The 22,164-nt window shown below is 72.9% G+C and carries 21 protein-coding genes and 4 pseudogenes; 15 read left to right on the forward strand and 10 right to left on the reverse strand.

Annotated elements, in window-relative coordinates; genetic code table 11:
- Positions 1-189: 189 nt before the first annotated feature.
- The 7 genes and pseudogenes from ACGF5C_RS19540 to ACGF5C_RS19570 form a co-directional block, all read left to right on the forward strand.
- Positions 190-782, forward strand: a pseudogene (locus tag ACGF5C_RS19540) (alkaline phosphatase PhoX); the annotation flags it as partial.
- A 154-nt stretch (positions 783-936) separates the two neighbouring features.
- Positions 937-1,152, forward strand: coding sequence for a hypothetical protein (locus ACGF5C_RS19545; protein WP_393303434.1), 216 nt, complete (start codon positions 937-939; stop codon positions 1,150-1,152).
- 840 nt (positions 1,153-1,992) lie between these two features.
- Positions 1,993-3,285, forward strand: a complete 1,293-nt coding sequence (locus ACGF5C_RS19550; RefSeq protein WP_393303436.1) for a M16 family metallopeptidase — start codon at positions 1,993-1,995, stop codon at positions 3,283-3,285.
- Entirely contained in the window at positions 3,285-4,631 is a 1,347-nt protein-coding gene (locus ACGF5C_RS19555; protein ID WP_393303438.1) for a M16 family metallopeptidase, read from the forward strand. Before ACGF5C_RS19550 ends, ACGF5C_RS19555 begins: the two co-directional genes overlap by 1 nt.
- 279 nt (positions 4,632-4,910) lie before the next feature.
- Complete coding sequence (locus ACGF5C_RS19560; RefSeq protein WP_393303440.1) at positions 4,911-5,936, forward strand: aspartate-semialdehyde dehydrogenase; 1,026 nt, start codon at positions 4,911-4,913, stop codon at positions 5,934-5,936.
- A 114-nt stretch (positions 5,937-6,050) separates the two neighbouring features.
- Entirely contained in the window at positions 6,051-6,491 is a 441-nt protein-coding gene (locus ACGF5C_RS19565) for a PPOX class F420-dependent oxidoreductase (RefSeq protein ID WP_393303442.1), read from the forward strand.
- Positions 6,492-6,657: 166 nt separating this feature from the next.
- Positions 6,658-7,074, forward strand: coding sequence for a CBS domain-containing protein (locus ACGF5C_RS19570; protein WP_357699865.1), 417 nt, complete (start codon positions 6,658-6,660; stop codon positions 7,072-7,074).
- A 203-nt stretch (positions 7,075-7,277) separates the two neighbouring features.
- Here the strand turns inward: ACGF5C_RS19570 and ACGF5C_RS19575 are convergent.
- A pseudogene (locus ACGF5C_RS19575) lies at positions 7,278-7,718 on the reverse strand (DNA glycosylase AlkZ-like family protein); the annotation flags it as partial.
- A gap of 254 nt (positions 7,719-7,972) precedes the next feature.
- Here ACGF5C_RS19575 and ACGF5C_RS19580 point away from each other — a divergent pair.
- The 5 genes from ACGF5C_RS19580 to ACGF5C_RS19600 all read left to right on the forward strand — a co-directional run bounded on the left by ACGF5C_RS19580 (position 7,973) and on the right by ACGF5C_RS19600 (position 13,150).
- On the forward strand, positions 7,973-8,350 hold the full coding sequence (locus ACGF5C_RS19580) for an SCP2 sterol-binding domain-containing protein (RefSeq protein WP_393303444.1): 378 nt from the start codon (positions 7,973-7,975) through the stop codon (positions 8,348-8,350).
- Positions 8,350-10,410 carry a glycogen debranching N-terminal domain-containing protein gene (locus ACGF5C_RS19585; RefSeq protein ID WP_393303446.1) on the forward strand — a complete coding sequence of 687 codons (2,061 nt, stop codon included), beginning with the start codon at positions 8,350-8,352 and terminating at the stop codon, positions 10,408-10,410. The genes ACGF5C_RS19580 and ACGF5C_RS19585 overlap by 1 nt, the downstream gene beginning before the upstream one ends.
- 195 nt (positions 10,411-10,605) lie before the next feature.
- Complete coding sequence (locus ACGF5C_RS19590) at positions 10,606-11,355, forward strand: lysophospholipid acyltransferase family protein (protein ID WP_393303448.1); 750 nt, start codon at positions 10,606-10,608, stop codon at positions 11,353-11,355.
- A 201-nt stretch (positions 11,356-11,556) separates the two neighbouring features.
- Entirely contained in the window at positions 11,557-12,165 is a 609-nt protein-coding gene (locus ACGF5C_RS19595; protein WP_393303450.1) for an isochorismatase family protein, read from the forward strand.
- 4 nt (positions 12,166-12,169) lie between these two features.
- Positions 12,170-13,150, forward strand: coding sequence for a GlxA family transcriptional regulator (locus ACGF5C_RS19600; RefSeq protein ID WP_393303452.1), 981 nt, complete (start codon positions 12,170-12,172; stop codon positions 13,148-13,150).
- Here the strand turns inward: ACGF5C_RS19600 and ACGF5C_RS19605 are convergent.
- From ACGF5C_RS19605 to ACGF5C_RS19620, 4 genes are all read right to left on the reverse strand, one after another.
- On the reverse strand, positions 13,032-13,757 hold the full coding sequence (locus ACGF5C_RS19605) for a hypothetical protein (RefSeq protein WP_393303454.1): 726 nt from the start codon (positions 13,755-13,757) through the stop codon (positions 13,032-13,034). The two genes, ACGF5C_RS19600 and ACGF5C_RS19605, sit on opposite strands and share 119 nt — an antisense overlap.
- A 28-nt stretch (positions 13,758-13,785) precedes the next feature.
- On the reverse strand, positions 13,786-13,944 hold the full coding sequence (locus tag ACGF5C_RS19610; RefSeq protein ID WP_393303456.1) for a hypothetical protein: 159 nt from the start codon (positions 13,942-13,944) through the stop codon (positions 13,786-13,788).
- 123 nt (positions 13,945-14,067) lie between these two features.
- A complete protein-coding gene (locus tag ACGF5C_RS19615; RefSeq protein ID WP_393303458.1) occupies positions 14,068-14,994 on the reverse strand; it encodes a class I SAM-dependent methyltransferase in 927 nt (308 codons plus the stop codon).
- Between the two features lie 57 nt (positions 14,995-15,051).
- Positions 15,052-15,936: a septum formation family protein gene (locus ACGF5C_RS19620; protein WP_393303460.1), complete on the reverse strand. Its 885-nt coding sequence runs from the start codon at positions 15,934-15,936 to the stop codon at positions 15,052-15,054.
- Positions 15,937-16,078: 142 nt separating this feature from the next.
- On the opposite strand from ACGF5C_RS19620, the gene ACGF5C_RS19625 reads away from it, so the two are divergent.
- Both ACGF5C_RS19625 and ACGF5C_RS19630 read left to right on the forward strand, forming a co-directional pair.
- Positions 16,079-16,699: a hypothetical protein gene (locus ACGF5C_RS19625; RefSeq protein WP_393303461.1), complete on the forward strand. Its 621-nt coding sequence runs from the start codon at positions 16,079-16,081 to the stop codon at positions 16,697-16,699.
- 225 nt (positions 16,700-16,924) lie between these two features.
- Positions 16,925-17,227, forward strand: a complete 303-nt coding sequence (locus ACGF5C_RS19630) for a hypothetical protein (RefSeq protein WP_393303463.1) — start codon at positions 16,925-16,927, stop codon at positions 17,225-17,227.
- Between the two features lie 14 nt (positions 17,228-17,241).
- Here the strand turns inward: ACGF5C_RS19630 and ACGF5C_RS19635 are convergent, their stop codons facing one another.
- From ACGF5C_RS19635 to ACGF5C_RS19655, 5 genes and pseudogenes are all read right to left on the reverse strand, one after another.
- Positions 17,242-17,721, reverse strand: a complete 480-nt coding sequence (locus ACGF5C_RS19635) for a relaxase domain-containing protein (RefSeq protein WP_393303465.1) — start codon at positions 17,719-17,721, stop codon at positions 17,242-17,244.
- A 14-nt stretch (positions 17,722-17,735) separates the two neighbouring features.
- Positions 17,736-18,428: pseudogene (mobF, locus tag ACGF5C_RS19640) on the reverse strand (MobF family relaxase); the annotation flags it as partial.
- 122 nt (positions 18,429-18,550) lie between these two features.
- Positions 18,551-19,729 (reverse strand): MFS transporter, encoded by a 1,179-nt coding sequence (locus tag ACGF5C_RS19645; protein WP_393303467.1) that lies wholly within the window; start codon positions 19,727-19,729, stop codon positions 18,551-18,553.
- Positions 19,726-20,088, reverse strand: a complete 363-nt coding sequence (locus tag ACGF5C_RS19650) for an ArsR/SmtB family transcription factor (RefSeq protein ID WP_393303469.1) — start codon at positions 20,086-20,088, stop codon at positions 19,726-19,728. The genes ACGF5C_RS19645 and ACGF5C_RS19650 overlap by 4 nt, the downstream gene beginning before the upstream one ends.
- Before the next feature lie 187 nt (positions 20,089-20,275).
- Positions 20,276-21,259, reverse strand: a complete 984-nt coding sequence (locus tag ACGF5C_RS19655; protein WP_393303471.1) for a transposase family protein — start codon at positions 21,257-21,259, stop codon at positions 20,276-20,278.
- A gap of 85 nt (positions 21,260-21,344) precedes the next feature.
- Between ACGF5C_RS19655 and ACGF5C_RS19660 the strand changes: the two are divergent.
- Positions 21,345-21,884, forward strand: a pseudogene (locus tag ACGF5C_RS19660) (transposase family protein); the annotation flags it as partial.
- Between the last annotated feature and the right edge of the window lie 280 nt (positions 21,885-22,164).

Below are 22,164 nucleotides of genomic sequence, written 5' to 3' on the forward strand. Positions count from 1 at the left end.
CCCGGGGCCGGTGCCCGGGTACGAGCCGGCTGCTCGTACGCAAAAGGGCAGGAACGAAAGCTCCTGCCCGGCCGGCTCGATGGCGGTGACGTCAGATCATGGTGAAGTCACCGGCGTGCGAGCCGGCTGCCTAAACCATCGATACGAACGCGTCACGCCGCCCAGCGTACCCGACGGCCCGGGAAGGTCCCGGCCCAGTCCGGCGCCAGCCCGTACGGGCCGCTCGGTGCCGCCGACGCCCGGGGCATCCAGCTTCCCGCCGGCTTCACCAGCCGGGTCGTCGCGCGCTCCCGGCAGGCGGTGGCCGGCACGGCGTACACCTGGCACGACGCGCCCGACGGCGGCGCGTGCTTCGCCGCCGGCACGGGCTGGATCTACGTCTCGAACTCCGAGATCTCCACCACCGGCGGGGCCTCCGCGGTGCGCTTCGACGCCGACGGCAGCATCGCCTCCGCGTACCGAATCCTGTCGAACACCAACCGCAACTGCGCGGGCGGCGCGACCCCGTGGGGGACCTGGCTCTCCGGGGAGGAGGTCAGTCGGGGGTACGTCTACGAGACGTATCCGCAGGGCGGCCGGGCCGGAGTGCGGCGGGCGGCGATAGCCGGTTCACCCACGAGGCCGCCGCCTGTGACCCGGACCGCCGGGTCGTCTACCGCACCGAGGACGAGACGAGCGGCTGCTTCTACCGGTTCCGGCCGACCACCTGGGGCGATCTCTCCGCCGGCACGCTGGAGGTGCTGGTCGCCGGCACGGGCACCAGCGGCCCGGTGAGCTGGGCGCCTGAGCGCGGCCCGTTCCGCTTTCGAGCGCGGCCCGCCCGCCGCCGCGCCACGGCACCCGGCCGGCGGTGACCCCGCGACGGGGGGAGGTCACCGCCGGTTGGGCGCGATCATGCGGGCGTGCCCGTCCACCCGGCGGGGTATGTGGGCGGGCATGAGTGACGAGCAGAGCGACCAGGAACGGGTCGAGTCCCGCGCGCACCTGCTGCCCGAGGAGGCGGCCGTCGGCAGCGAGGACCCGCAGGCACAGGCCGAGGTCATCCTCGATGAGTCGGACATCCGGGAGGAAGACCGCAACGCCGCGCCGGACACCGTGCTGGAGCGGCGTACCTCCGATCAGACGATGACCCCCGTCGAGCCCCCCGACTGAGGCACGGCGCCGCGCGCCCGTTGCGAGGCCGGGTAGGTGTGCTCCCGGAGCCAGGCGACGGGGCCGGCCGCCCGCAGCCCCGGCGGCAGGCTGCCGACCGGGTCGAACGCCCTGGCCGAGCTGGTCGAGCTGGGCGAGGTTGAGGCCAAGGACGGGCCAGCGCGGCGTCCTCCCCGGCGCCGAGCTGCTCGCCGAGGGTGACCTGCCCGAACGGCCGCCACGGCCCGACTGCGGACGCGACCGCCAGCACCAGGCGCGGCGCGTCCGTCCGGGCCGCGGCGGCCACCTCGGCCAGACTGCGACCCAGATCGGGCGACTCCGGGTCGGCCAGCTCGGCCAGGAGGAGCCGGCGCCGGCCCGCCCGGAACGACATGATCGTGCTGTACGTCCCCGCGAAGCGCTGCGGCAGCGGCAGGCGCCGCAGCACCGGCGCTGCCCCGCTGGAGCTGACCAGCAGGTCGAACGGCTGCCCGGCGTCCCGGTGCAGCCGCACGGCCAGCCCCAGCACGTCCGGCCACCTGGCCGGCGTGGGCACCCCCTTGGAGAGGCGGACGGTCGCCCGGAAGCGCCCCGGGTCGTCCAGCAGCGGCACCCCGGTCGGCGGTCCCGGCGTACCCCAGACGGTCACCTCGCCGGCGAAGGAACGGCCCGCCGGGTGCAGCAGGCGGCCCCGGCGGAGCCGGGTCAGGGCGGCGGTCACGCGGTCGACCGCGACGGCGGCGCGGTCGGTCACGGTGGCGGCAGGTGGCATCCTCCCCCGGTACCCGGCCGCCGACGGTCGATACCTCGCCCTAGGCGGCGTATCCCCTTCCGGTCCGCCCGATCGGATAGCGTCGTGCCATGCCCGACAGCGGTTACCCCTGGCCCATCGAGACGACCCGACTGGACAACGGCCTGCGCGTGGTGGTGAGCGAGGACCGCACCGCCCCCGCGGTCGCCGTGAACCTCTGGTACGACGTCGGCTCCCGCCACGAGCCCGCGGGGCAGACGGGCTTCGCCCACCTCTTCGAGCACCTGATGTTCGAGGGCTCGGTCAACGTGGCGAAGACCGAGCACATGAAGCTGGTGCAGGGCTCGGGCGGCTCCCTCAACGCCACCACCAACCCGGACCGCACCAACTACTTCGAGACCGTCCCGGCCGAGCACCTCGAACTGGCGCTCTGGCTGGAGGCGGACCGGATGGGCGGCCTGGTCCCGGCGCTGACCCAGGAGACGCTGGACAACCAGCGTGACGTGGTGAAGAACGAGCGGCGGCAGCGCTACGAGAACGTCCCGTACGGCGACGCCTGGCTGCGGCTGCTGCCGCTGCTCTACCCGCCCGGGCACCCGTACCACCACGCCACGATCGGGTCGATGGCCGACCTGAACGCCGCCGACCTGGCCACCTTCCAGGCGTTCCACCGGACGTACTACGCGCCCAACAACGCCGTGCTGACCGTGGCGGGCGACGCCCCGGCCGCCGAGGTCTTCGCGCTGGCCGACAAGTACTTCGGCGCGATCCCGCCCCGCGAGGACATCCCGTCCGCGCCCGACGGCCGGACGGTCCCGGCCACCGGGCGGCCCGCCGTGGAGACGGTCACCGGCGACGTCCCGGCGCCCCGCGTCTACGTCGCGCACCGCACCCACCCCTTCGGCAGCCCCGGCTACGACGTGGTGACCGTGCTCGCCACGGTGCTGGGCAGCGGTCGCGGCAGCCGGCTCTACCAGCGCCTCGCCGACGGGGAGCGGATCGCCCAGCCGGACCTCGTCGGCGCGTACGGGGTGGACCTGGCGCACGCCCCCGCGCCGATGATCGCCACCGCCACGGCCCGCCCCGGGGTGAGCGGCGAGCGGCTGGCCGCCGGGCTGGCCGAGGTGGTCGACGAGCTGGCCACCGTGCCGGTCACCGCCGCCGAGCTGGACCGGGCCAAGTCCCTGCTCAGCACCATGTGGTGGCGGCAGATGTCCACGGTGGAGGGCCGGGCGGACACGCTCGGGCGCTACACCACCCAGTTCGGCGACCCGGCGAAGGCCGCGGAGCGGCTGCCGGCCTGGCTCGCGGTGACCGCCGAGCAGATCGCCGAGGCCGCTGCCGAGGTGCTCGCCGCCGACGACCGGGTGACCCTGACCTACCTGCCCGAGGAGAAGCCCTGATGACGCTGATCACCGACCGACCCGGGCCGGGCGTCGCCCGCCCCTACCGGTTCCCGCAGGTGGTCCGCCGCACGGTGGCCGGCGGCCAGGTCGTCGCCGCGCACCTGCCCGGGCAGAACCTGGCCGTGGCGCTGCTGCTGCTCGACGCGGGCGCCGGGCGCGAGCCGACCGGCAAGGAAGGGCTCGGCGGGGTGCTCGCCAAGGCCCTGGAGGAGGGGACCGCGCAGCGCGACGCGACCGCGTACGCCCTGGCGATCGAGGCGCTCGGCACCGAGCTGGTGACCGGGCTGGACTGGGACTCCTTCCAGGTCAGCGTGCAGGTGCCGGTGGAGCGGCTGAGCGCCGCCGTGGAGCTGCTCGCCGAGGCGGTCCGCACCCCGAAGCTGGACCCGGAGGACGTCCGGCGCGTCCGCGACGACGAGGCGACCGCGCTGCGGATGGACTGGGCCAACCCCGGCCCCCGCGCCGACGCGGCGCTGCGCGCGGACCTGTTCGGCGCCCAGAACCGCTGGGGCCGCCCCATGTACGGCGACCCGGACTCGGTCGCCGGGCTGGACGTCGAGGACGTCACCGTCTTCCACTCCGAGTGGTTCATCCGCCCCGGCACCCTGGTCGTCGCCGGCGACCTGGACCGGCTCGACCTGGACGCGCTGGGCGCGGCGGCGTTCGCCGGCACCGGCGGCGGTCCGGTCGACCGGGGCGGCCCGATCGAGGTGCCGACCCGCCCCGGCCGGCGGATCATCCTGGTGGACCGCCCCGGCTCGGTGCAGTCCACGCTGCGGCTGGGCCACCCGTCGCCGCACCGCGCCCACCCCGACCACGTGCCGATGGCCCTCGCCGGCACGGTGCTCGGCGGGGCGTTCACCTCCCGGCTCAACCACCTGATCCGCGAGGTGCACGGCTACACGTACGGCATCCGGGGCGACTTCGCCTCGTCCCGGCGGTTCGGCCGGTTCGCGGTCAGCTCCGGCGTGCAGACGGCCGTCACCGCGCCGGCGCTGGTCGAGGCGGTCGGCGAGATCACCCGTACGCAGGAGACCGGGGTGACCGAGGAGGAGCTGGTGGTGGCGCGCTTCTGGCGGGCCGGGCAGCTCTCGGTCGAGCTGCAGAGCCCCCGGGCGATCGCCTCCGCGCTGACCACCCTGGTCGTGCACGACCTGCCGGACGACTACCACGCCCGGCTGCGGGAGTCGCTGCTCGCCGCCGACGTGACGCAGGTCTCCGCGGCAGCCGCCACCCACCTGCGCCCGGAGGCGCTCACCCTGGTGGTGGAGGGCGACGCCGCGGTGATCCGCGACGAGCTGGTCGCCACCGGCCTGGGCGAGGTCGTCGACGCTGCCCCCTGACCGCTGCCCCGCCGCCCCGGGGGGTGGCCCGCGATGTGATGTCGGTCGCGGTCGGGGCGGGGCGGGTGCTCCGACACGGGCCGGCCGGCCGGCGGCAATGCTCCGGCGGGGCGCGGTCGGGGCCCCGGATCTTTTCGCCGCGGGCGCGATCGGGCGGTGACGTTCCGGGCGGGTGGCCGCCCCGGGCGCGCCTCGGCTGCCGCCCGCCCGGCGTGACGTCCGTCCGCGCGGTGGGAAAGCGTTCCCGACCGCGGGCCCGGGCTGGGTAGCCTCGCGGGCATGAGGATCGGCATTGTGGGGGCCACCGGCCAGGTCGGTGGCGTGATGCGGCAGGTGCTGGCGGAGCGGGAGTTCCCGGCGGAGCAGGTGCGGTTGTTCGCCTCGGCGCGGTCGGCCGGGCGCACCCTGCCCTTCCGGGGCGGCGAGGTGACGGTGGAGGACGCGGCCACCGCCGACTACTCCGGGCTCGACATCGTGCTCTTCTCGGCCGGCAAGGGCACCGCCAAGGAGTTGGCGCCCCGGGTCGCCGCGGCCGGTGCCGTCGTCATCGACAACTCCTCGGCGTTCCGGACGGACCCGGAGGTGCCGCTGGTCGTCGCCGAGGTCAACCCGCACGCCGCCGCCGTACGCCCCAAGGGGATCATCGCCAACCCCAACTGCACCACGATGGCGGCGATGCCGGTGCTGCGCCCGCTGCACGCCGAGGCGGAGCTGGTCGGCCTGGTCGTCTCGACCTACCAGGCGGTCTCCGGCACCGGCCTGGCCGGCGTGGCCGAGCTGGACGAGCAGGTCCGCAAGGTCGCCGAGCACGCCACCGGGCTCGCCTTCGACGGCGCGGCGGTGGAGTTCCCCGCCCCCCGCTCGTTCGCGCGGCCGATCGCGTTCAACGTGCTCCCGCTCGCCGGCTCGATCGTCGACGACGGCTCCTTCGAGACCGACGAGGAGCAGAAGCTGCGCAACGAGAGCCGCAAGATTCTGGAGATCCCCGGGCTGAAGGTCTCCGGCACCTGCGTCCGGGTGCCCGTCTTCACCGGCCACTCGCTCCAGATCAACGCCCGGTTCGCCCGCCCGGTCACCCCGCAGCGGGCCCGCGAGCTGCTCGACGGCGCACCCGGCGTGGCGCTGAGCGACGTGCCGACGCCGCTGCAAGCCGCCGGTCAGGACCCGACCTACGTCGGCCGGATCCGCGCCGACGAGACCGTCGAGCACGGGCTCGCCCTGTTCTGTTCCAACGACAACCTGCGCAAGGGCGCTGCGCTCAACGCGGTGCAGATCGCCGAGCTGGTCGCCGCCGAGCGCCGCTGACCGACGCGCGTGCGACGGGCCCGCCGACCTCGGCGGGCCCGTCGTGTGGGTGCCCCCGCAGGGCGTACGCCGTGGTTCGATGGGGCATCGGGACCGATCGAGCGGGAGGATGCCGTGGCGGACGACGAGACCCGGCGGGCGTTGACGGACCTGATCGCCGGTCACCGGCTCGGGGTGCTGGCCACCCTCAAGCGGGACGGCCGGCCGCAACTGTCCACCGTCATCTACGCCTTCGATCCCGCGTCGGCGGTCATCCGGGTCTCGGTGACCGACGGCCGGGCGAAGACGGCCAACCTGCGCCGGGATTCCCGGGCCAGCTTCCATGTCAGCAGCGACGACGGCTGGGCGTACGCGGTGGCGGAGGCGCGCGCCGAGCTGACGCCGGTGGCCGCCGACCCGGACGACGCGACCGTGGCGGAGCTGGTGGACCTCTACCGGACGGTGCAGGGCGAGCACCCGGACTGGGCCGACTACCGGCGGGCGATGGTCGCCGAGCGCCGTCTCGTGCTCCGGCTGCACGTCGAACGCCTCTACGGCGCCCCGCCGCACGGCTGAGCCCGCCAGGGCGGCGGCCTGGGACGACGTCGCGGACCTCCCGTTCGTCGTCGGCCGTCCGGCGGGGGCCGGGCCGGGTGCACCGCGTGCCTCCTCGGATCGTGTTCGCGTTACCCGCCTCTGCCGGCGGGTAGACGGCCTGTGCCGACACCGAGAGGGGAGCACCATGACAACGGTCGGAGAGTTCATGACGACCCGGTTGGTGACGATGGACGGCAACGACACGCTGACCGCCGCGGCGCAGGAGATGCGTGACAGCGCCATCGGCGACGTGGTGGTGACCGACGGCGACGATGTCATCGGCATCGTGACGGACCGGGACATCACGGTCCGGGGCGTGGCGGAGAACATGGACCCGAACACGACTCCGCTCAACCGGATCACCTCCAAGGACGTGATCACGGTGAGCCAGTACGACGACGCGGTGGCCGCCGCCGACCTGATGCGGACCTACGCCGTGCGCCGGTTGCCGGTCATCGACGACGGGCGGCTGGTCGGCCTGGTCTCGATGGGTGACCTCGCCGTGGAGCGGGAACCGCAGTCGGTGCTCGCCGACATCAGCGCCGACGAACCGAACAACTGACTGTCCGCCGCGGGGACGCCGGCTCCCGTCCCGGGGGCCGGCGTCGCGGTCCGCGCGGCGGCGCGCCCCGCACCGTGCGCCGTCCGCCGGTGGACCCGCCGGTCCTGGAAGGCCCGTTCGGGGGCCGGCTGGTCAGGCCCCCTCGACCGTGACCCGGACGTCGGCGGCACCGCGCGCGGCGGCAACGGCGGCGCCTCGGTGTCGACCTCCCGACGCGCCCGGGCCGACAGCGCGCCCCACGGCGTCACGGCCACCTCCAGCACGCCCCGGACGGCCTGCTTCGCGCGCCAGGTGCCGGAGACGTCGCCGTCCACGAGCAGCGCCCCGGGTTTGCCGATCATTCGCCAGAGCTGCGACTGGCGTGCCCTGTCGGGCACCAGCACCTCGGCGAGCCACTCCGGCCACAGGGGGCGCAGCGCGGTGGCGCTGGTGCCGAGGAAGCCCGCGATGTCGTCCGGCGTCGCCGGCCCGAGCAGCCGCAGGCAGGTAGCACCAGGGCGGTGGTGCCCGTCGCCCGCTCGGGAGGCCCGTGCCAGCCCGGCATCGGCGCGAGCGTCGTCACCCGCCCCGACACCTCCAGGCGTACGCCCCCGGCCAGGCCGGCCTGCTGGAAGAGCGACCCGGAGACGTGCCGGGCGCCGCACGGGCCGCAGTCGTACGTCAGCTCGGCCGGCACCCGGTCGCTCACCGCGCGGCTCGCCTCGCCGTGGGCCGTCGGCGCCGTCACCACCTCGGCGAACGCGCGCGCCGTCCCGACTCGCCCTGCCCGCACGCTACTGCGCGGGGACGACCTCGCCGCCGTCGCCGGCTGGCCCGCCTCACCCGATCCGGGCGAGGTTGACCCGGCACGGGACGGGGACCCCGTTCGGGACATGACCGACGGGGAGGAGAGGACCCGATGGTGGACGCGACGACGAGGTTCTTCGAGGACCTCGACCGGCGGGAGTACGAGCCCCTGCTGGACAAGTCCTCCGGGACCCTGCGCCTGGACCTGCACGAGGGGGCGCAGACGACGCACTGGCTGGTGCGGATAGACCGGGGCCGGGTCCGGGTGAGCCAGGAGGACCAGGACGCCGACACGGTGGTCGGCACCACCCCGGCGCTCTTCGAGGACCTCGCCACCGGGCGGGAGGACGGGATCGCGGCGCTGCTGCGGGGGGACCTGACGGTGTCGGGGGAGCTCCGGCTGCTGGTGCAGTTGGAGCGGCTCTTCCCCGGCCACCCGGACGCCCGCGGCCCCCGCCGGCGTTTCCAGGGTCAGAGGGAGGTGCGGTGATGGCGCAGAGCAACACGATCCGGATCCTGGACGGCAGCACCTTCGTGGTGTCGGAGGACACCGGGGACATCGAGGCCACGCCGACCGAGCCGACCGGCTTCTTCGCCCTGGACACCCGGTTCCTGTCCACGTGGGTGCTGACGGTGAACGGGGAGCGGCTCACGCCGCTGTCGTACGACGACCTCCAGTACTACGAGGCGCGGTTCTTCCTGGTGCCGGGAATGGCGACGCACTACATCGACGCCAAGCTGTCGATCATCCGGGAGCGGACGGTGGGGGGCAGCTTCCAGGAGCAGCTCACCATCCTCAACCACGACGAGAAGCCGGTCGACCTGGAGATCAGGATGGATGCGGCGTCCGACTTCGCCGACCTGTTCCAGGTCAAGGACGAGATCCTGAACAAGAAGGGCGAGATCTTCACGGAGGTCGAGACCGACCGGCTGCGGCTGGGCTACCGGCGGGGCAACTTCAGGCGGGAGACGACCATCTCCGCGTCCCCGCCGGCCCGGTTCGACCGCAACGGCTTCGCCTACACGATCCACCTCGAACCCAACCAGAGTTGGGAAGCCCAGATCGAGGTCAGCACCTTCGCCGGCGCTTCCGGCGGCCGGGACCTGCGGATGGGGCTGAGGGCGCACGGCGACGAGCGGCTCGCCCTCCAGCACGACCTGGAGGAGTGGATCGCCAAGGCGCCCAAGGTGAACAGCCAGCACGAGCAGGTCGCCGCGACCTACCGGCGCAGCCTGATCGACCTGGCCGCGCTGCGCTTCTCGCCGCTCTCCCTCGGCGGGGCGTCACTGCCGGCCGCCGGCCTGCCCTGGTTCATGACGATGTTCGGCCGGGACAGCATTCTCACCTGCCTGCAGGTGCTGCCGTTCACGCCGGACCTGTCGAAGACCACGCTGCGGATCCTGGCCCGGCTGCAGGGCACCCGGTTCGACGACTTCCGGGACGAGGACCCGGGCCGGATCCTGCACGAGATGCGGTACGGCGAGACCGCCGCCTTCGAGGAACAGCCGCACTCGCCGTACTACGGGTCGGTGGACGCCACCCCGCTGTTCCTGGTGCTGCTCGACGAGTACGAGAAGTGGACCGGCGACGTCGAGCTGGTCATGGAGCTGGAGCGGGAGTGTCGCGCCGCGCTGAAGTGGATCGACGACTACGCCGACCTGGTCGGCACCGGCTACATCTGGTACGAACGGCGCAACACCGACACCGGCCTGGAGAACCAGTGCTGGAAGGACTCCTGGGACTCCATCTCCTACCGGGACGGCACGCTGCCGCCGTTCCCCCGGGCCACCTGCGAGGTGCAGGGGTACGCGTACGACGGGAAGCTGCGGGCCGCCCGGCTGGCCCGGGAGTTCTGGGGTGACCCGGAACTCGCCGACCGGCTGGAGCGGGAGGCGGCGGCGCTGAAGGAGCGGTTCAACCGGGACTGGTGGGTGGAGGACGGCGAATACTACGCGCTGGCGCTCGACCCGGACGGCCGCCAGTGCGACGTGCTGAGCTCGAACATCGGCCACCTGCTGTGGAGCGGGATCGTCGACCACGAGCGGGCCGAGAAGATCGCCCACCATCTGGTCGGGCCCCGGCTCTTCAGCGGCTGGGGGGTGCGGACGCTGGCCGAGGGGGAGGTCCGCTACAACCCGGTCGGCTACCACAACGGCACGATCTGGCCGTTCGACAACTCGTTCATCGCCTGGGGCCTGCGTCGGTACGGCTTCGCCGAGGAGGCGGCGGTCATCGCCAGCGGCATCCTCGACGCGAGTACCTACTTCCAGGGCCGGTTGCCGGAAGCGTTCGGCGGCTATCCCCGGGAGCTGACCAAGTTCCCGGTCGAGTATCCGACGGCGTGCAGCCCGCAGGCCTGGTCGACCGGCACGCCGCTGCTGCTGCTGCGGACGATGCTCGGCCTGGAGCCCCACGAGGGGCACCTCGCGGTGGACCCCCGGCTGCCGATCGGGATGGGCCGCATCGAGGTGCTGGACATCCCGGGCCGGTGGGGCCGGGTGGACGCGTTCGCCCGGGGCCGCCTCGACATGCACCGGCTCACCGAGTGACGACCGGTCCCAGCCGGGCGCCCGGCCCGGCCAGCCGCGCCGGCCCCGCCCGACTCCTCACCGGCTGGCGCCCCCTGGGCCGCCGCCCGCCGGCCGGCCGTAGTACCGCGGCCGGCGGCGGCGCGGCCCGGTGACCCACGCGCCACCGGTCGGCGGGCCGGCGTGCGGCTCAGGTCGGCAGGGTAAGTTCGCGCCATGCCGGAACTCGTGTACCCGCCCGTGATCGCCGCCGCCAAGACGATGTTCCGGGTCCTGGACCTGAAGATCACCGTCGAGGGCGACCACCACGTCCCGCGTACCGGCGGGGCGGTCCTGGCCAGCAACCACGTCAGCTACCTGGACTTCATCTTCTGCGGGCTGGGCGCGCACCCGTCGAGGCGGCTGGTGCGGTTCATGGCCAAGAAGTCGGTGTTCACGCACAAGGTGTCCGGCCCGCTGATGCGCGGCATGCGGCACATCCCGGTGGACCGGCGGGCGGGTGCCGGGTCGTACGCGACGGCGGTCAGCGCGCTCAGGCGCGGCGAGGTGGTCGGCGTCTTCCCCGAGGCGACGATCAGCCGCTCGTTCACGGTCAAGGCACTCAAGAGCGGGACCACCCGGATGGCGGCCGAGGCCGGCGTGCCGGTGCTGCCGGTGGCGCTCTGGGGCACCCAGCGGCTCTGGACCAAGGGCCGGCCGCGCACCCTGACCCGCCGGCACACCCCGATCACCATCCTGGTGGGCGAGCCGATGGACCCGGCCGCCTACCCGGACGCCAACGCGATGACCGTCGACCTGAAGACGCGGCTGAGCGCACTGGTCGACCGGGCCCAGCGGGAGTACCCGGACCAGCCCGCCGGCCCCGACGACACCTGGTGGCTCCCGGCGCACCTGGGCGGCACCGCCCCCACCCCGGAGGAGGCCGCCGCCCTGGACGCCCCCGCCCGCCGTCCCGCCACCCCCTGACCCACCCCCCACCCCCTGCCCTCCGCGATCTTGCACTTCCGGCCCCGACATGTCCGGCAAAAAAAGCGCTAAGCGGGGGCCCGAAGGTGCAAGATCGCCGCGTGGAGGGGTGAGGGGCGTGGGGGTGGGTGGCTGGATCGGTCCGGGGTGGGGCGGGATGGTGTCTGACGTGTCGGCGTCCGTCCGGTCAGGATTCACCGTATGAGCAGAGCAGCACTCGTCGTCATCGACGTGCAGGAGTCCTTCCGGCAGCGCCCGATCTGGGCGTACGCCTCGAACCCCGACATCGTCGCCCAGGTCGGCCGGCTGGTCGACGCGGCCCGCGAGCGCGGTGACCTGGTCGTCTGGGTCCTGCACGCCGAGCCGGGCAGCGGCGGCGTCTTCGACCCGGCCGGCGGGCACGTGCGGCTGATCGAGGGCCTGTCGGCGGCCCCGGGGGAGCCGACGCTGGTGAAGACGTCGCACAACGCGTTCACCACCACCAACCTCCAGCAGACCCTGACGATGGCGGGCGTCCGCGAGATCACCGTCTGCGGGATCCGCACGGAGCAGTGCGTCGAGACCACCGCCCGGGTCGGCTGCGACCTCGGCTACGAGGTGACCTTCGTGACGGACGCGACCGTCACCTTCCCGATCCCGCACCGGGACCTGCCGGCCACCGCCACGCTGGAGGAGGTCCTCGCCGACCCGCGCACCCTGTCGAACGAGGACATCATCGCCCGCACCGAGTACGCCCTCGCGGGCCGCTTCGCCACCGTCCGCACCGTCGCCGAGGTGACCGGCGCGGTCCCGGCCGGCGTACGGGGCTGAGCCGATGGCCCGGGTCGTCTTCCTGCTCGTCCCGCAGGTGCACCTGCTGGACCTCGCCGGGCCGGCCCAGGTCTTCTCCACCGCCGCCGACCTCGGGCACGACTACCGCCTGCACTACGTCGCCGACCGGGAGGTCGTGCCGACCGTGCAGGGCGTACCGCTGGTGGCCGGGCTGGAATGGCCCGAGCTGACCCGCGACGACCTGGTGGTCGTGCCCGGGTGGCGGCCCCGCGCGCACGGGCCGCAGGGACCGGTCGGGCCGGACGACCTGCGGCGGCTGGCCGACCACCACGCCGCGGGCGGCACCGTCGCCAGCGTCTGCGCCGGGGCGTACGCCCTCGGCCGGGCCGGCCTGCTCGACGGCCGTCGCTGCACCACCCACCACGAGGTGCAGGACGAGCTGGCCCGGCGGTTCCCGGCGGCGCGGGTGGTGCGCGACGTGCTCTATGTGGTCGACGACCGCGTGGTCACCTCGGCCGGCATCGCCAGCGGCATCGACGTGGCGCTGCACCTCGTGGCCACCCGGCACGGCCCGGCGGCGGCGGCCCGGATCGCCCGCACGCTCGTCGTCCACTCCCGGCGCAACGGCCACGAGCAGCAGGCCAGCGCCATGATGCGGCACCGGTCGCACCCGTCCGACGCGGTGCATCGGGTGCAGGACCTGATCGACCACCACTTCGCCGAGCCGCTGCCGCTGGCCGACCTGGCCGCCGCGGGCGGGGTGGCCGAGCGGACGCTGACCCGGCTGTTCCGGCAGGCCACCGGGCTGACCCCGCTCGGCTACCAGCAGACCCTGCGGGTGGAGCGCGCCGAGCACCTCATCGGGCACGGCGCCACCGTGGAGGCGGCCGCCCGCACGGTCGGCTTCACCGATGCCCGGATGCTGCGCCGGCTGCGGGCCCGTGCCACCCAGGGTCGAAGCGTCCCCGCTGGTAGTAGTCGTCCCGAGAACGGAACTCCACCGGCAGCGACCCCGGCAGGGTGATCCGGGCGATGCCGGCGGACAACCCCGCCCCGGCCCGCACCGCCAGCACGTCCCGCTCGGGCGGCGAGAGGTCCACCAGCTCGGGGTGGGCCAGCCGGAACGCGGCCACCGTCCGGCGCACCCGGCGCGCCAGCCCGGCGACCTCCTCGGCGGGGCCGGCGAGGCCGAGGGCCGGCTGCTGGATGGTGCGCAGCGCGTCGCAGACCACCAGCAGCCGCGCCTGCTCGTCCGGCCCGGGCGGCAGCAGCTCCAGCCGGGACGGCCACTGCCAGCGGATCTGGCCGCTGACCAGGCCCGGCGGCCGGACGACCCGGCGGTGTCGAGCGCCGGTGCCCGCCCCGTCGGCCAGGGCGAGCCGCGGCCCGCCCCCGACGTACGCGATCCGCCGGTCGGTGACGGTCACCGCCACCGGCGCGGGCAGCGCCCACCGCCGCCGCGCCTCCGTGGGGCCGAGCAGGTGCCCCGAGGCGCGCAGCCGGTGCCGGGAGAGCACCCGCTCGCCCGCCTCCGGGACCAGCTCGTGCCGCCGGTCCAGCACGGGAGCCACGTCGTCGGTCCCGTCGAAGCGGTGCGGGGCGATGAAGAAGGGGGACGCGTCATCGTGCATCGTCATGACCTCCGGTGCGGACGGCATCTCACCACGAGCGTCGCCGACCCCCGTACCAGCTGTCATGACGCCCGCCGCACGTCAGGCGCAGCAGCGCCGGCAGCCTGGTGAAGATGACGGCGAACGCGCCGCCGGCCGGGGTGTCCAGCGTGGTCGGCGACGTGCTCGGAACGGCAACGGCCGGCATCGGGGAGAGGCGTCCTTCTGCGACAACGACCCGATCCGGGCCCGCGCGGCGGAGATCGAAGCCGGAGAATAACACGAGGATCGCCCTGATATCACCCTCGGTGCGCGTCGTGTCGCCGGTCCGTCAACCAGTCGTCCTCCGCCAGTCGGCGTCGGGCTCCACGGCTGTCGCCACCTGCGTCACCGCCGACCCGGTCGGCTCCGAGCCGTGCTCGCCGCCGCCCCTCATGCCGCTGGCCCGGTCGGCTCCGCGTCGCGCCGCCGCCAGCAGGTGCCCGCTGGCGCCGATCACCTCCGGATCGCGCTCGAAGAGCGTCGCGCAGCGCAACACCTCCGCGAACAGCGGCCCGTCGGCCTCCGGCCCGCCCGCCACGGCCAGCAGCGGCCACAGCGGACCCTCGACGCCGTACAGGTCTGGCCGGGGGAGTCCGGCCGTCTCGAACTCGTCGACCACCTCGTGCGGCCGGTGGAAGTAGGCGGTGGTGAAGCCGCTGCCCGCGTCGTTGACGCCGGTCGCGTAGGTGCGCAGCAGGGCGGGACAGGTGTGGTCGTCCACCCGCCCCTGCCGGGTGAGATCCATCAGCGGCGCCTGCCGGCTGATTGTCGCCGTGACCACCAGGCCGCCGGGCCGGGTCGCGCGGGCCGCCTCGCGCAGTGCGGCGACCCGGTCCGCGCGACCGGTCAGGTGGTAGAGCGGCCCGAGCAGCAGGGTCACGTCGGCGCAGCCGTCGGCGAGCGGCAGTCGCCGTGCGTCGCCGACCGTGGCGCTCACCCCGGGGTGCGCGCGCCGGGCCGCCGCCGCGTGCGCGGGCACCAGGTCGACCAGGTGCACCCGGTGACCGGCGGCCGCCAGCCAGCCCGCGTACGCGCCGGGGCCGCCGCCGACGTCCAGCACCGTCGCCGGTGCCGGCGGCAGCAGCCGGGTCAAGACCTGGCGGGTGCGCAGCCCCTCCAGCCGCCCCAGCGGGGTGCGCTCCAGCCGGTCCGCCTCCACCAAGACGTCGGTGTAGTAGCGCACGATGTCCGGCTCCGCCGGTCGGGACCCCGCCATCCGTCGATGCTGGCCACGAGCCGGCAGTGCTGTCACGTCAATTTGTCGGCCGGGCGCTCAGTTGACCGGCAGGGCCCTGGCGCCGCCGCCGGCGATCGACCGGGTCAGCTTCCGTCCACCCGACCAGAACCAGCAGCGCACCCCCCGGTCACCGCGTGCCCACGCCTCCTCGGACGGGAACCGGTAGGTGGTGCCGGTGCGGTAGCGGAGCAGGCCGTCGACCGGCACCTTCGCGTAGCGGGCGATGACTGTCCGGCACTTCGCGTGGATCGCGTCCTCGTCCTTCGTCGCGTCGTCGTACCGGCCGTCCGGGGCGGTCCAGATGCCCGCGTACTCGAACCGGTGCGGCTTCGAGCACGCGACCGCCCGCATGCGCCCCCAGCCGTCCTCCTCCCCGCAGCCGTATGCCAGTGGGTTGGGCACCTTCAGCACGCCCCGGAGGCTGCCCGACCGGTTGGCGGTGCCGTCGTAGCCGTCGTTCATCGCGGGCACTTCGAACAGGTCGCAGCGGTACCACCGGCTGCCGCCAGCCCAGCCGGGCGGCGAGGCGGGCGCCACCTGCACCGACAACCGTGCGCCGCGCCACTCGCCCCCGACGAACGTCTTCGCCCTGGCGTCGCAGTCGGCGAACGCGACGCGCATCGCCGCCGACCCGACGCGGGGCGGGATCGGGCGCGCGGCGATCTCACCGGTGAACGTGCCGATGTGGAACGTCTCGACCAGGTGAGGCTTCGCGCAGTCGACCGGCTGATGGCTGGTCAGATAGGCGGTCGCCTCGGCGATCACGTGGCACTCGCCTGCCTGCGGCACGAACTGGCGGGCCTCGGCGACGGGCCGCCAGTCGTCGGTCAGGTCGCCGTCGGTGCCCGGCGGGGTGCCGCACCCGCTCAGCACCCCCGCGACCAGCGCGGCCGAAAACGTAACGCCCAGCCAGCGTCGCATGTCGCCCTCCCCGTGCCCCGTGACAGCCGGCGCAGCATATGGCACCGGCCGGCGGCCCGGTGCGCCGCCGGCGTCGCACCGTCCTGTTTCGACGCCGGTGCTACGTTCACGCCATCGCCGCCTCACCAGCCAGGAGCCGACCGTGAAGAGGTACGTGGGCCTGTTGGGCGTCATCGTGGCGACGGCGGGCCTCGCTGTCGTCGGCACCCTCGGCGGCGCGTACCTGGCCGACCGCACCGTGACCCGGCAGCCCGACCCCACCGCTGCCGTCACCGGCGGCACCGGCCGCCCGTCGACCGGATCCGGGAACGCCGACCCTGGCCCGTCGGCGTCGTCGGGCCGGTCGGCGTCGTCGGGCCCGTCGGCGTCGCCGAGCAAGCCGCAGCCCGCGCCCCGGACGTACCGGCTCGACCGGCCGATCTACGAACAGGCGTCACTGAGCGTCACGCTGGTCAGCGCCGAGACCAGCGGCGGAAAGCTGCGGCTGAACATCAGGTACCGCAACGACTCGCGGGTCGCGTGGCCGGTGAGCTGCCCGACCGTCGACGTCGATCTGGTCTCCTCACACCTCACCCTGTCGGACGGTCGGACCGTGCGTCCCGAGAGGACCTGGTGCGCCACGACGCGGGCCGGTCAGTCCTTCAGCATCGGGCCGGGCGAGCAGATCAACAGCTGGGCCGTCTACCCGGTGGTCCCGGAGGCCGCGTCGTCCTTCGAGCTGAGCTGGTACGACTTCCCCACCCTCGACGTCCGGCTCGGGTGACCGCCCCGACGCTGCGGCCACGTGTCGTAGGCGTCGCCTGCGCGGCGCCACATGACGTCGCCCTCAAGCCTGGCCGGCGTCGGCGCCGGAACGGCGTGAACCCACATCCTGGGCTGCGGGGGGTGTGCCGAGGTCCTCTGGTCCGCGATCCCTGGATGCCCCGCCGGCATCCCGTCACTGTTTCACGGGCTGCTCGATCAGGTTGCCGCTCCCGAGGCCGCGCGCGTGCTCACCAACGTCCTGATGGACGGCGTTTTCCAGTTGAGCGTGGCAATGCCCGCAGCGTTGCCGTTCCTGCTCCGCCTCGCGGCCGACCCGGACGTGCCGGCGCGCTCCGAGCTGCTTGACCTCGTGATGATCACCGTGGAGCTGTCCCAGCCGGTCGACGGGAACGGCGAGCGTGCGGTGCTGCTGCTCGGCAGCGACAGCGATCACCCTGAACGCGAACGGTGCAGGAAGGTGCTTTCCGACCATGCCTCGCTGCTGCGCATGCTGCCCGACGGCACCCTGACCCAGGCGAGCTGGTGAACCCTGTCGACGGATCATGTCTTCAGGTGTGGTGTGAACGGCGACAGGAGCTTCTCGTCGAGATCGCCCGGCAAGAGGGCATGCGGCGACGGTGGTGCGCCCGGCAGGATTCGAACCTGCGGCCTTGGGATTAGAAGTGGCATTAACCCAATGGCCTCTGGTTTCAGCAGGCGCTCTAGCTGCAAAAACTTCTTCCCTGGCATGCCTGACTTCGAGGGCTGGCTGCCGTGCTTGTCGACGTGCCGGGCGATGAGGCGCTGCGTCTCGTCCTCGATCTCACGGCTGCGGGAGGAGAACTCCTCGATCAGCTCCTCCGACACCGGTGCGAGTTCCCACGCCGGGTTGCGATCCCGGCCACGCTCCCGCGCCTCCCACACCAAGCCGAGGGTGCCCGTGATCCGATCCGCGAGCGTCGCGTTGTACAGCTCGGAGAGCGCCACGACGGAGGCGTGCACGGGCCGGCCCGCGAGCGTGCGCCACTTCTGGTCTTGCACGGTAAGACCTTGTTGCTCACCACGACGTGAGTATGCAACTGAGGGTCGCCCGCCCTGCTGTCGTAGTGATCGAACGCCGTCGCGAGAACCCCAGCGACGTCGACGTGGGCGACCGATCCTTCCGGGCCGGCAGCCCCGACCCGCGTTGTTGCAACCTCGCGTTCGAGGAATGCAATCACCTCGGCAACCGCCTGGTGATGCGCGTCGGCGATCAGCGCTTGCGTGCCCGCGTCGGCAACACCCCACAGCACCGACAGCGATTTCGGCACCGAGAACGTCAGATCGTAGCCGGCGACCGCGCGACGGGTGCCGCGCTCGTGCTCCTCGGCCTCAACCGCGGCGATCTGCTGGGCGCGGCTCACCGGCCCCAACCCTGGGTCGAGGGCGTCGACGCGCTTGTCGATCCGCTCCTGCACGCTGGTGTACTTCCGATACGGCGACCCCAACGCCTCACCCGTGATCGGGTCATGGCCCATGCCGATCAGAAGCTGCAGCTGCGCCTCCGAGACCCGGCCGCCAGGCGCCAGCTCGCCGTGCCCGAGATGCGGGAGGCCTGCGCCCATCCAGACCCCTGGGGGTGTTCCCTCCTCCGTGTAGTACCTCGTCAACGGGGTCGAGAGGGAACGGTCACCGTCACCGGCAGCGACGGTGCGCAGGAGATACTCGTACCCGTCACCGGCGCTCATCACCCGCATCGACACCGTCATGCCGGGAGGTGAATTCGCCGATCACGACGGGGGCGCGTGTGCCTTACTGCGTCTGTCTGCCCACGAGCGCGGCAAGGGCCAGACGACGCACGGTCTGCGATCGTCTGGCCCTTGTTTCACTCTCACTGCATCGAGTGACAGAGCTCCTGCACTGGCAGTTGCGTGGTTTTGCGTGTTCGGAGCGCGATCGCTCCGGTGAGGGCGAGCGCGAGCGCGGCTGGGATGAGCGCCCAGGCTGCAAGGTCGACGGCGCTGGTGTCGGCGGTGAGGAGGCTGCTGCCGAGGGCTGCGCCGACGGCGGAGCCGAGGTACATGCCGGCCATCTGGAACGCGATGATCGGCATCGCCTGCGCTGGCCGGTCGGCGGTGAGCGCCTGCTGCAGGGTCGGCACGCTCGCCCAGCCCGCCGCGCCCCAAACCGCTGCCGCGATCAGCCAGGCGATCGGAGAAGCGACCAGCCAGGCCAAGGCGAAGCTCACCCCGAGCAACGCAGGCAGAGCGATGAGCAGTGGCTTCGGCCCGTAGCGATCGAGCGGTCTGCCGATGATCGCGGATCCGGTGACGCCGCCGATGCCCCAGGCCCAGACGAGCGCGAAGCCCCAGTCTCCGAGCCCGGCGGATTCGGCCATCGGCAGCAGGTAGGTGTAAAGACCGAGGCTGGCGACGCCGAGCAGGAACGCGGCGATGACGCCGACGCTGGTCTTGCCGACGCGCAAGACGCGGATCGCCGGTTCGCTCGCGGCAGCGTCGAGCAGTGGGAGTGTGCGCGCACGCGCCCAGAGGGCGGCCATGCTGAGCACGCCGATGAGGACGACGAGCGCCATCGTCCAGCGCCAGTTCAGGCTCTGCCCGATGAGCATGCCGACGGGCACGCCTGCGACGGTGCCGGTGGAGAGGCCGAAGGTGACCATCGCCATCGCCCGCCCGCGCTCGGCGCCTGTGACCATCGCGGCGGCCGTTGCGGTCGCGACGGCGGTGAGGATGCCGGCACCGGCGCCCGCGATCACGCGCGACACCAGGAATACCTCGATGCCCGGCGCGATGGTGGTGATGAGGTTGCCGAGATTGAACACGCCGAGTGCGAGCAGCAGCGCACGCGCGGTGCTGCCCCGCGTCAGCCGGCCCGAGAGCAGCGGCCCGGCAACAGCGTAGGCGGCGGTGAACGTGGTGACGCCGAGTCCGATCATCGCCACCGTCGTCGCCAGGGAGTCTGCGATCTGCGGCAGCACTCCCGCGAGGACGTAGGCGTCGATCCCGAGGGCGATGGCGGCGACGACCAGGGGCCAGACCTTGCGGATCATGCGTCACCCTCCGGCTCGTTCGCCGATGCATCCTCGGCTTGCTCGTAGCCGGAGAGCACCGTGTTCAGCAGACCGGGGAACCGCCGTTCGAGATCTTCGGCGCGGAGCCGGATCATGCACTTGCGACCCTCGCCCCTGACGAACACGACGCCGGACTCGCGCAGCAAGCTCGTGTGGTGTGTGAGGGTGGAGCGCGGCAGATCGGGGCCGAGCTCGATGCTGTCGACCTCACCCCGCTCGGCGAGCATCCGCACCATATTCAGGCGCAGCGGCTCGCTCAGGGCGAAGAGCACGCGCGGGATCGCGATGTCGTCGGTGTCGGGGTGTTCGTAGCTGCGTGGTGGCACGTCGGCCTCCAATCGTTCGAAAATAATCGCACATTAACTGTGCGAAGATTCTCGCACGGTTGGGTTCGCATCTCAACTCGGCCCCCACTCCGAGGCCGTCGGCCGAGGTCCCGCACAACGCGTTGAAGGAAGTGTGGCAGCTCCTAACGACCTCGTGCACGGTTGTCAGGAGTCGCCGTCTCCTCGGGGATTGGCCGCTTCATCGGTGGTGGGGTGTGGCTGGTAGGGCCTTCGGTCGCTTGGTGGTGTGTTTGGTGCGGTCGGTGTGTTGGTGGTCGGACAGCAGGCCTGCGATGGCGCGGATGGAGGCGTCGAAGTGTTCGCGTCGGCCGTGGTAGCGGGCCAGGATCCGCCAGTTCTTGAGGTGGCCGATGACGTGCTCGACTCGGATGCGCTGTGACGAGTGCCGTTTTCGAGCCGCGTCGTGGGCGGCGATGACGCTCGGTGGCAGCGACTTCTGGCCTTTCCGTGGTTTGGGTTTTGGGGTGATCACCGCGCCGGCGGTGTCTGTACCGAGTCCTTGGTATCCGGCGTCGGCGAGGACCTGAACCCCGATCGGCGTGTGGAGGAGCAGGTCGACGAGGCCTGCGGTCCGTGCCTGGGTGATGTCGTGCATCGAGCCCGGCCGGGTCTCGCCGCAGAAGAGCAGCCGACCGGCCGGATCGCAGATCACCAGGGCTTTCATCGTGTTCAGCCGGGCCTTGCCGGATACGAAGCGGTCCCGGCCTGCCCGGCCCTCGACCGGTCGGCGGACCCGCACCTCGGTGGCGTCCATCAACGCCTGCGGGTGGTGGCCCAGGTAGGCCACCACGTCCGCGAGGGTGCGTAGCCGCACGCCGTCGGGCACCCGGCAGCCACGCTCGGCCAGCAGCGGCCGTACCTCGGCGACACTGCGGGTGATCGTCGAGCGGTGCACTCCGAACCAGGCGGCCACCACGTCATGGGTCAACCCGTGCCGTAGATGCACCAGCGTGGCCAACAGGCGATCCCTGAACGCGAACCGGTGTTTCGCCCCAGCGCCAATCCCGCGCCGACGCGCCCGCGCGGCAAGCCGATCGCGGTGCCGGGCCTGCCAGCGCGGCGCCAGCTCCACAACCAGGCCCTCGATCACCAGCCGGGACAGCCCCGTCATCCGACGATTCATCATGATCGCAGCACCAACCATGACAGGAACAACGATCATCGATACTTAAAGATCCGCAACCGTGCACGAGGTCGTAAGGGACGTCTCGTAACTCGGTGGTCGGTCCATGGTGGATCATGGCGGGGTGCAGGTGATCTCGGCGGCCCGCCCGGAGTGGATCTTTCCGTTCACGGGGCTGCAGCCCGCCCAGTTCCGCAGGCTGGTCCGGCTGGTCGCCGAGCGTGGCGGTGACGCAATCGCTGACGGTCGTCCGGGCCGGCAGTGGTCTCTTGACCTCGCCGACCGGGTGTTGCTGGTCGCGGCGTACTGGCGCACGAACCTGACGATGCGGCAGATCGGCCCGCTGTTCGGGGTGTCGCACTCCGCCGCCCACCGGGTCATCGACACCGTCGGACCCCTACTCGCTCTGGCGCCGGGCCGCCGACGTCGGGTCGACCAGATCACCATCGTCGACGGCACCCTCATCCCGACCCGGGATCACCGCCTGGCCGCCCCGAGCAAGAACTACCGCTACAGCACGAACCTGCAGGTCGCCATCGACGCCCACACCCGCCTCGTCGTCGCCCTCGGCGACCCGCAACCCGGCAACCACAACGACACCATCGTCTACCGCACCAGCGGCATCCAGCAGAAACTGCCGGGCGTCCCGTCCCGCCGTGATGGTCTCGGTGAGGTAGTGCCGCTTACCGGTGAGCGGGTCGACTCCCGCGTAGACCCTCACGCGGAGTGACCCGCTGGGGAGTTCCATGATCTCGCCGCGTTGCCGTTTCGCGCCTGCCACGAGGCCGCCAGTAGCGCGATGGCTCCACGAATAGCTCCACGCGAGGTGTCATGCTGAGAGAAAGTGCTGTGCGCCCGGCAGGATTCGAACCTGCGGCCTTGGGATTAGAAGAACTCCCGCCCTTAGCGCTGTAGCGACGTGCGTAAACGCAGGTCGCTGAAGA

Origin of the sequence: Micromonospora sp. NPDC047620 (genome assembly GCF_043205005.1) — a bacterium.
In the GTDB taxonomy this organism is placed as follows: domain Bacteria; phylum Actinomycetota; class Actinomycetes; order Mycobacteriales; family Micromonosporaceae; genus Micromonospora.